The following is an 8,144-nucleotide window of genomic DNA, read 5'->3' as shown; positions in this document are numbered from 1 at the left end:
GTTCACACAACGATTATGGGGAGCTCCGTCACTCGACGCCCCGATCAGTCTCTAGGCTGTTGCTCGCCCACCGCCCGCCACGACCCGAGGACGCCCATGCCCCGTCTCGCCCTCTCCGACGACTTCGTCGGGGATCTGATCTCCCTGCAGAGACCGGTCCAGAAGGAGGTCAACGACGCCATCCAGATGTTCCGCAGGCTGACCGTGCCTCAGCTGCATGCCAGCAAGGGAATCCACCTGGAGAAGCTCGAAGGGGCGCGCGACTCCCGGATCCGCACGATCCGGATCACCAGATTCTACCGGGGAGTTCTCCTCGCCCCGGACGACGGCAGCGAGTTGTACACGTTGCTGCGGGTCGCTCCGCACGACGAGGCGATCAACTGGGCCTGCAAGCGCGCCTACTCGGTCAACGGCGCCACCGGCGGTCTGGAGGTCCGCAACGTCGAGGCGCTCGAGCAGATGGAGACCTACTTCGAGACCAAGGCGGTCGAGACCCCGGCGCGGCTCTTCGCCAGGCACTCCGACACCGTGCTGCGGGATCTGGGTATCGACGAGCAGGTCCTGCGGCTGGCACGGGTGTGCGTCACGACCGACGACCTGACGGTCATGGCGCCGCCCATGATGCCCGCCGACCAGTACGAGGTGCTGGAGTACCTGGCAGCGGACTACTCGCCCGAGGACGTCTGGGAGCAGCTGATCGCCCCGCGCGGACAGACGGTGCGTACGGCTGAGGACCGGCCGGCCGTCACGCTCAGCGAGGCGATCCTCAACACGCCCGACCGCATCGTGGAGGTCACCGGTCCCGGTGAGCTGGAGCGGATCCTCACCGAGGACTTCACCCGCTGGCGCGTCTTCCTGCATCCCGCCCAGCGGCGGTACGCCTACCACCCGGGCTTCAACGGGCCGGCCCAGGTGACGGGCGGCCCCGGCACCGGCAAGACCGTCGTCGCCCTGCACCGGGTGCGGCATCTGCTGCGTACAGGAGGTGAGGGCGACCGGGTCCTGCTCACCACCTTCACCAACGCCATGGCGGCCGCCCTCCGCGACAGCCTGGCCGTCCTGCTCGGCGACGCCGACGCCCACCTGCTCGACCGGGTCGACGTCACGACGGTGGACTCGCTCGCCGCCCGGGTCATACGGGAGGCGCGGGGCAGCTCACCGAAGCCGTTGTCGGCGGCAGCCGAGAAGAGCGCCTGGACCCGTGCCGCCGCACGCGAAAACTTGCCCTGGTCGGAGCGCTTCCTCGCACAGGAGTTTCGGAGCGTTGTCCTCGCCCAGGGACTGCGGACGCCTGAGGAGTACCTGCGATGTGTGCGCAGGGGGCGCGGCACGCAGGTGGGGCGGGTGCAAAGGGCGCGGCTGTGGCGGGTCATGGAACGGTTCATGGGGGATCTGGCCTCGCGCGACTCGGCGACGTACACCATGCTCTGTGACCAGGCCGCCCGGATCCTCGCGGAGCAGGGACCGCGTTACCGTCACGTCGTGGTGGACGAGGCGCAGGACCTGCACCCGGCCCAGTGGCGGGTGCTGCGCGCCTGCGTCGCCGAGCAGTCCGACGACCTGTTCCTCGTCGGCGACCCCCACCAGCGCATCTATGACTCCCGGGTTTCGCTTCGCTCGCTGGGTGTGGACGTGCGGGGGCGCACGTCCCGGCTGCGCGTCAACTACCGGAGCACGGAGGAGATCCTGCGCTGGTCGGCGTCACTCCTGGACGGTCAGCCGGTGGGCCGGCTCGGCGAGGACGACGACGATGACGGCGGCCGGGACTCGCTACGGGGCTACCGGTCGGAGTTGCATGGCCGCGTGCCGGTGGCCCGGGGCCACGCCAGTCAGGACGACGAACTGCGCGCGCTCATGGAACAGATCCGGGTCTGGGTGGACCAGGACGGGGTCAAACCGTCCGAAGTGGCGGTGTGCGCCCGGTTCAACACGCTGGTCGACGCCGTCATCGCGCGTCTGCGCCGGGAGGGCATCCCGGCGGTCGCCGTCAAGGACGACCCGGGGCCGGGGGTGTCGGGTGTGCGAGTGGCGACGATGCACGGGATGAAGGGACTGGAGTTCCGCTGCGTCGCCGTCGTGGGCGTGACGTCGAGCGTGCTTCCCTTCGCTCCGCAGGTGACGCCGGCCGACGAGGACGCCGTGCAGCACCGATCGGATCTGCTGGCCGAGCACTGCCTGCTCTTCGTGGCGTGCACGCGGGCGCGTGACGCACTGGCGATCTCCTGGAGCGGTGAGCGGAGCCGCCTGCTGGACCCGGTGACCGGCTGAGGCGCACAGGCCCTGTCACCCGGATCTGGCGGTACGGGGAGACGGGGCCGGTCGCCGGAGTGTTCAGACCCGGATGGCCCGCACGAGGACCGAGCGCGCCTGCCCTGCGGCGCCTCGTACGAGATCTCCGGTCCGGCGGGCTGCCACATCAGCGCATGGCCGTTCATCGAACCACACGGTGCCGGCCGCGCCCGTCGAGCGTGCGCACGGGGCGGGTCTTGGACTCCTCCGCCTCGGTGAGGAAGCGGAAGATCCGCCGCTCGCGTGAGGCGTCGAACTCGTCCGCGGAGGGCTGCGGCGAGGGTTTCGGCGTGACCTGCCGCCAAGGCTGGGCGGGGACGGCGTCGAGCGCGCTGTCGGCGGTACCCCCGAAGTCGCCCAAGGTCTCGGCCTCCGAACCCCCGTCCACAGACGAGGACGCGGCGCCGGTGCCGGTGCTCGTGGTGAGGGCAGCCGGCGCGCGGCCTCGGCCGTGGTGAAGGTGACGCTCTCCTGGTCGTGCGCGTGCCGGAAACGGACCTCGATGCCGAGATCGCGGGCGGTGCCGGCCGGGACGCCGTAAGCCCACGTGGCGGAGACCCTACGTCCCGCGCGCTGGGTGCCCTCCAGTTCGTCGTCGAGCACGTCACCGCGATGATCCAGCGCCTGACGGCGAATATCGTTGACTAAGTTCACACTTACGCGGCACGATACTCACCGCGTCACCGTGCATCTAGTGACGCCGCTCCCGGAGGAAGGCACTCGCATCATGCACATGCAAGTGGTCGACATCTCGCCCCAGTTGGCGGCACAGTGGCTCACCCGCAACACCAACAACCGGCCGCTCAGCAAGAGCACGGTGCAGCAACTTGCCGCCCAGATCCAGCGCGGCGAATGGCAACTGACCCACCAGGGCATCGCCTTCGACGAGGACGGTGTTCTCATCGACGGGCAGCACCGCCTGGCGGCTGTCGTCAAGGCGGGCGTCACCGTGCGGATGACCGTCGCACACGGGGTGCCGCGCACGGCGTTCACCGTGATGGACACGGGCCGCAAGCGCACCGGCCGCGACGCGCTCGCCCTCGCGGGCGAGACCAACGCGACCCACCTGGCGGCCGCCCTGCGGGGACTGCACCTGTACCGGAACGCCCCCAACTCCGCGTGGGGCGGCGGATCGTCGGTCACCAGCAACGACCAACTGCTGGATCTGCTCGCCAAGCACCCCGGCATCCGCGATGCCTTGCACCACGGCATCGCGCTGAACCGAGGGTGCCGCATCACCGTCACGGCGGCGACGATCGGCTGGTACGTCACCACCGAGGCCCGGCCCGACGTCGACCAGTCCGCATGGGAGGAGGGAGTCGTCACCGGCGCGCGCCTGGAGCCGGGCGACCCGCGTCTCACGTTGCGCAACACCATGCTCAACCTGGCCCTGGGCAACGCACACCGGCGCCGCGACGACTCACGCGAGCACCTTCTCTACTACCTCAAGGCGTGGAACGCCTGGGTCGAGGGCCGCAGCATCAAGCTGCTGCGCCGCTCCCCCAACGAGACGATGCCGCGCATCTCCAGCCGCTCGCCCCTGACTTCGGCGGACAACACTGCCTGAAGAGGCATAGATTCAGCGGACGGCCGCTCCTAGGAAAGGAGGCGCATGCGCGCCCAGGAGATCACCTTCCTCAAACTGGTCCAGGGGGACAAGCAGTTCCAGGTACCGCTCTACCAGCGCACGTACAGCTGGGGCAGGGAGCAGCTCCAGCGACTGTGGGAGGACGTCGGGGAACTCGTCGAGCAGCATCTGGCAGGTGAGACGCCGGCCCCGCACTTCCTCGGTTCGGTGGTGCTGGCACCGGGCCAGATCCAGGCGGGCGGGGTGCAGAGGTGGCTGGTGGTGGACGGACAGCAGCGGCTGACCACGCTGATGCTGGCTTTCACGGCACTCCGTGACCATGTGAAGGAGACCGGTGACGCGCGCGGTGTGGACCGGGTACACCGCCAGATACTGGTCAACGAGTTCCACGAGGGCGCGGACCACTACCGGTTGCTGCCCACGCAGGCGGACCGTGAGGCGTTCACCGCCTGTGTCCAGTCCCGCGCCGACGCCGGCGGAGGCGACAACATCGGTGCTGCCTACCGGTTCTTCCGCGGTGCGCTCGCCGAGGGCCATGAGGCGGGTGACGAGCGCTGGACCGCCACTGTCGAGACGGTCCTCAAGGATCTGCTGTCCATCGTGGAGATCACCGCCGAGTCCGGTGACAACGTCTACCGGATCTTCGAGTCCATCAACAACACCGGTGTCGGGCTCAGTCAGAGCGACCTGTTGCGCAACTACGTGTTCATGCTGCTGCCCAAGCGGGGCGAGCGGATCTACCAGGAACTGTGGCTGCCCATGCAGCAGAGCCTCGGTCCGAAGAACCTCGAGCTGCTGGTCTGGCTGGACCTGGTGGTGCGCGGCCACTACAAGACCAAGCAGAGCGAGATCTACCGCGAGCAGCAGAGACGGCTGCAGCCACTGGCCGGCGACGAGGGCGCGCTGCAGAGCGAGATCGAGCAGTTGGCCGAGCGGGCCGGGAGATTCCTGCGCATCGTCGACCCCGCCCGTGAGCAGTCCCCCGCCCTTCGCTCAGTCCTGGAGCGCCTTGCCTCCTGGGGCGGCCAGACGCACTATCCGCTCGCGCTGCACCTGCTCGACCTTGTCGCTGACGGCAGGACGACGCCTGAGGACGCGGCGCAGGCGCTGGGTTACGTCGAGTCCTATCTGGTGCGGCGTCTGATCTGCCAGACTCCGACGACCGGCCTCAACCGGATCTTCATGGAGGCTCCGAAGGAGCTGGAGACCGACCGGCCCGCCGCCGAGGCGGTACGGCGGTTCCTTTCCGGCCGGCGCCGTCGCTGGCCCAGTGACGAGGAACTCCGCGAGGCGATCCGCACCAAGCCCTTCTACTGGAGCGGCCGTCCCCAGCAGCGGAGCTACATCCTGCGTCGCCTGGAGGAGAGTCACCGCCCCTCCGAGCCCGTTGACTTCGCCAAGGCGTCCCTCAGTGTGGAGCACGTCCTGCCACAGCGCCCCGCTCCGGCGTGGTTCGACCTCCTCGCCGAGGAGACGGAGCCGAACCAGACACCGCAGGAACTGCACGACCTGCTGGTGCACACGCTGGGCAACCTGACGCTGACCGGTGACAACGCCAAACTGTCCAATCACCCCTTCGAGCGCAAGCAGCAGATCCTCGACTCCAGTGCCCTGCGCATGAACCTCGAGATCTCCTCGGCACAGCGCTGGGGCAAGGCGGAGATCCTGGAGCGCGCCGACCGTCTGGCCGAGCGCGCGATCGCGCTGTGGCCGGGCCCCATCGGCGGGGTCAAGCCGGCCGGTGAGGAGTCCCCGGGCTGGGCCGAGCTGCGCGCCGCGCTCGTGGCGATGCCGAGCGGGACGTGGACCACGTACGGCGATGTCGCCGAGCTGATCGGCAGCCACCCGGTGGCCGTGGGCGCCTACCTCGGCGCCAACCCGACGGTGATCGGCGCGTACCGGGTACTCACCGCGGAGGGCAAGATCTCGCCTGCCTTCCGCTGGGCGGACGGCGACGACCGGCCACCACCGCAGGACCTGCTGACGAGTGAAGGAGTGCGCTTCGACTCCTGGGGCCGGGCACATCGCTCGCAACGCCTGACCGCCGCGGAGCTGGCTACCCTGCTGGGCAAGGATGTCGCACAGCAGGTGTCGTACGACCCTCTGCCCGAGGGCGAGGACTCAGCGGCGGCCGAGCGCTTCCGATCGCAGTTGCGGGAGCACTGGCCGGAGGCGTACCCGGGCGTGATGGCGGCCCTCGACTTCTGGCGCCGGCAGGGTGGTCACGTCAACTACGGCCGGCACGAGGAGACCAGTTGCTTCCCGATGCTGGATGCCGGGACCAGTCGTGGCCCCCACCTGCTCTGGCCGGTCGGCATCTACCCGGTGAGCGGCACGGTCGAGGTGGTTTTCCAGTACCTGAAGTCCCGCACCCCCTTCGACGACACGGAACAGCGCCGGGAGCTGCTGAACCGTCTGAACAAGATCGACGGCATCGACCTGCCCGAGGCGAAGTTGGAGCTGCGTCCTTCCTTCCCGGTCAATGTCTTCGCGGAGCACGGTGAGGGAATCTGCGAGGTGCTGGACTGGTTCGTGGGCGTGGCAGCGCTGGATCTGGCGCGGCGGGACTGAACACGGTTGGGCATGTCGAAAAAACGGGGGAGATGAATCATGCAGCTGCTGAACGACCTTGTACTGGTTCGCAACGACGGAACACGCAGAGACAAGACGGGCACGACGTGCTCCGGCGTGATGTCCCGAGCGAGCGCCACCGAGTGGGAGCTACGGCTCTCCGGGCAGCCCACGCTGACGGTGCACGACAACCACTGGGTGAACGGAGAGCGGGATCTGGTGCTCTACAAACCCACGGTTGTCCCGGAGATGCCCGCCGCCCTCTCGAATCTGCACAACAGGCTGCGCTCGGGCATCTCCGACAGCGCGAAGCCGGGGGAACTGCGCGTCATGGTGTTCCCCACGTACGTCGACGCGCATGACAGGCCACGGATCAGGAAGTCACTGACGACAGCGAAGATCTCGGACCAAGTGGGGCTGCGCCATCTCAGAGAGCTGACCGCCCGAGAGGGGGTCAGGCTGGATAGCGCGTTCGACCGACCCGATCTGCCTCCGGTGAACCTGGACGACCCACAGAACAAGAAGCCCCTTCAGCACGCCTTGTTCTTCCCCGCCGCGGATGACGAGACACCGGTGGTCGCCTTCGTCCGCTTCCGGATCGTGCCCGTGCTGCGGCACATCGGCTGGCTGTCTCCGGACGACGACTGAGGGAGGGGCGGCTCTGCCGGGTCGACCCTGCACCACGGTCTCTGGGAAATGGCGAGGTGGGCGGGTTCATCTCGCGGGGCACCGAAGTGCCGGTTCGTCGACTCCAGTCGATGGGTGAGTCTGGACGCGATACAGGCATGGCCGCTGGTCATCACACGGGTGTCGAGTCCGTATGAGCACCAAGCCAGTCCATGCCTGCGCACCCGTCTTCCTGCCTGCCGTCATGCCTCCAGCAACTGGGAGCCGCCTCCGGTCCAGCCCCGCTGCAGGCAGCCATTGGCCTGCGAGTTACATGGCAACGGTGCCTGACCCGCGGGCCCGTCGCGGCATCCGCCACCCTTGGACGGCCCTGCTCACCGCTGCGGCCTCCGCCGTTTTGGCCAGCGCCGCCTCGATCACGGCGATCGGCGAGTGGGTCACCGACTGGCCCTGCTCGGTTCCCGCCCTCATCCGCTGACCGGCCTGATCCGCCCGCCCCATGCCACGACCATCCGTCCCGCCCTGGCCGCCGCGGACGGCGACGCCCTCGACCGCGCCGTCGGCGCTTTCCTCCAGGACCGCAAGGCCCCGGCCCCGGGACGACAGGTCGTCGCCGTCGAGGGCACGACACCGCGAGGCTCCCGCATCACGAGAAAGCCGGCCACTGCCCTGATCGCCGCCATGACCCACGACGGGACAGGTCCTCGCCCAACGACAGATCGCCGGCAGGAGCAACGAAATCCCGACCTTCATCCCACTCCTGGACGGCCTCGACCTGACCAGCGCGGTGATCACCGCGGACGCTCCTCATACCCAACTCGCCCACGCCTCCTACCTTTATGAACGTGGGCCGATCGAAGCAAGGGAGCTTCTATGGAAGCGCATGACATGGCCCGGTTGCTGAGTCAGGCTGCTGCGTCCGGAGACGATCAGCAGGTTGCCGCAGTGCTATCAGCGGGCGCTCCCCCCGAGCTGCGCGAGAACGGCAGAGGCCGTACCGCCCTCGATCTGGCCGTATGGAACAACCATCCCAACGTGGTGCGCATTCTTTTGGCTGCCGGAGCTGACC

General features: G+C 68.7%; 8 protein-coding genes. 7 read left to right on the top strand and 1 reads right to left on the bottom strand.

The features are described 5' to 3' along the window. Positions 1-96: 96 nt before the first annotated feature. Complete coding sequence (locus RIF68_RS18860; RefSeq protein WP_309052451.1) at positions 97-2,268, top strand: UvrD-helicase domain-containing protein; 2,172 nt, start codon at positions 97-99, stop codon at positions 2,266-2,268. 163 nt (positions 2,269-2,431) lie between these two features. Here the strand turns inward: RIF68_RS18860 and RIF68_RS18855 are convergent, their stop codons facing one another. Next, complete coding sequence (locus RIF68_RS18855) at positions 2,432-2,650, bottom strand: hypothetical protein (protein ID WP_309052450.1); 219 nt, start codon at positions 2,648-2,650, stop codon at positions 2,432-2,434. Between the two features lie 116 nt (positions 2,651-2,766). On the opposite strand from RIF68_RS18855, the gene RIF68_RS18850 reads away from it, so the two are divergent. The 6 genes from RIF68_RS18850 to RIF68_RS18825 all read left to right on the top strand — a co-directional run. Continuing rightward, the gene (locus tag RIF68_RS18850; RefSeq protein WP_309052449.1) at positions 2,767-2,937 is read left to right on the top strand and encodes a hypothetical protein; all 171 of its coding nucleotides are present in this window, start codon (positions 2,767-2,769) and stop codon (positions 2,935-2,937) included. Positions 2,938-3,016: 79 nt separating this feature from the next. Further along, positions 3,017-3,856 carry a hypothetical protein gene (locus RIF68_RS18845; protein ID WP_309052448.1) on the top strand — a complete coding sequence of 280 codons (840 nt, stop codon included), beginning with the start codon at positions 3,017-3,019 and terminating at the stop codon, positions 3,854-3,856. A 45-nt stretch (positions 3,857-3,901) separates the two neighbouring features. After that, positions 3,902-6,448 carry a DUF262 domain-containing protein gene (locus RIF68_RS18840; RefSeq protein WP_309052447.1) on the top strand — a complete coding sequence of 849 codons (2,547 nt, stop codon included), beginning with the start codon at positions 3,902-3,904 and terminating at the stop codon, positions 6,446-6,448. Positions 6,449-6,487: 39 nt separating this feature from the next. After that, positions 6,488-7,096, top strand: a complete 609-nt coding sequence (locus RIF68_RS18835; protein ID WP_309052446.1) for a hypothetical protein — start codon at positions 6,488-6,490, stop codon at positions 7,094-7,096. 172 nt (positions 7,097-7,268) lie between these two features. Next, positions 7,269-7,553 carry a transposase family protein gene (locus tag RIF68_RS36510; protein WP_375165716.1) on the top strand — a complete coding sequence of 95 codons (285 nt, stop codon included), beginning with the start codon at positions 7,269-7,271 and terminating at the stop codon, positions 7,551-7,553. A 395-nt stretch (positions 7,554-7,948) separates the two neighbouring features. Continuing rightward, positions 7,949-8,144: ankyrin repeat domain-containing protein (locus RIF68_RS18825; protein ID WP_309052444.1), on the top strand; the 196-nt coding region annotated here is incomplete at its 3' end.

Origin of the sequence: Streptomyces sp. (assembly GCF_031178505.1) — a bacterium.
In the GTDB taxonomy this organism is placed as follows: domain Bacteria; phylum Actinomycetota; class Actinomycetes; order Streptomycetales; family Streptomycetaceae; genus Streptomyces; species Streptomyces gulbargensis.
The sequence above is the reverse complement of the archived record's forward strand: the minus strand, read 5'-3'. Positions and strand labels throughout refer to the sequence as shown.

Excerpts from the sequence above, each read along its gene's own strand:
- RIF68_RS18840 (WP_309052447.1), top strand. The coding sequence starts at position 3,902 with ATGCGCGCCCAGGAGATCACCTTCCTCAAACTGGTCCAGGGGGACAAG.
- RIF68_RS18835 (WP_309052446.1), top strand. The coding sequence starts at position 6,488 with ATGCAGCTGCTGAACGACCTTGTACTGGTTCGCAACGACGGAACACGC.
- RIF68_RS36510 (WP_375165716.1), top strand. The coding sequence starts at position 7,269 with ATGAGCACCAAGCCAGTCCATGCCTGCGCACCCGTCTTCCTGCCTGCC.
- RIF68_RS18845 (WP_309052448.1), top strand. The coding sequence starts at position 3,017 with ATGCACATGCAAGTGGTCGACATCTCGCCCCAGTTGGCGGCACAGTGG.
- RIF68_RS18860 (WP_309052451.1), top strand. The coding sequence starts at position 97 with ATGCCCCGTCTCGCCCTCTCCGACGACTTCGTCGGGGATCTGATCTCC.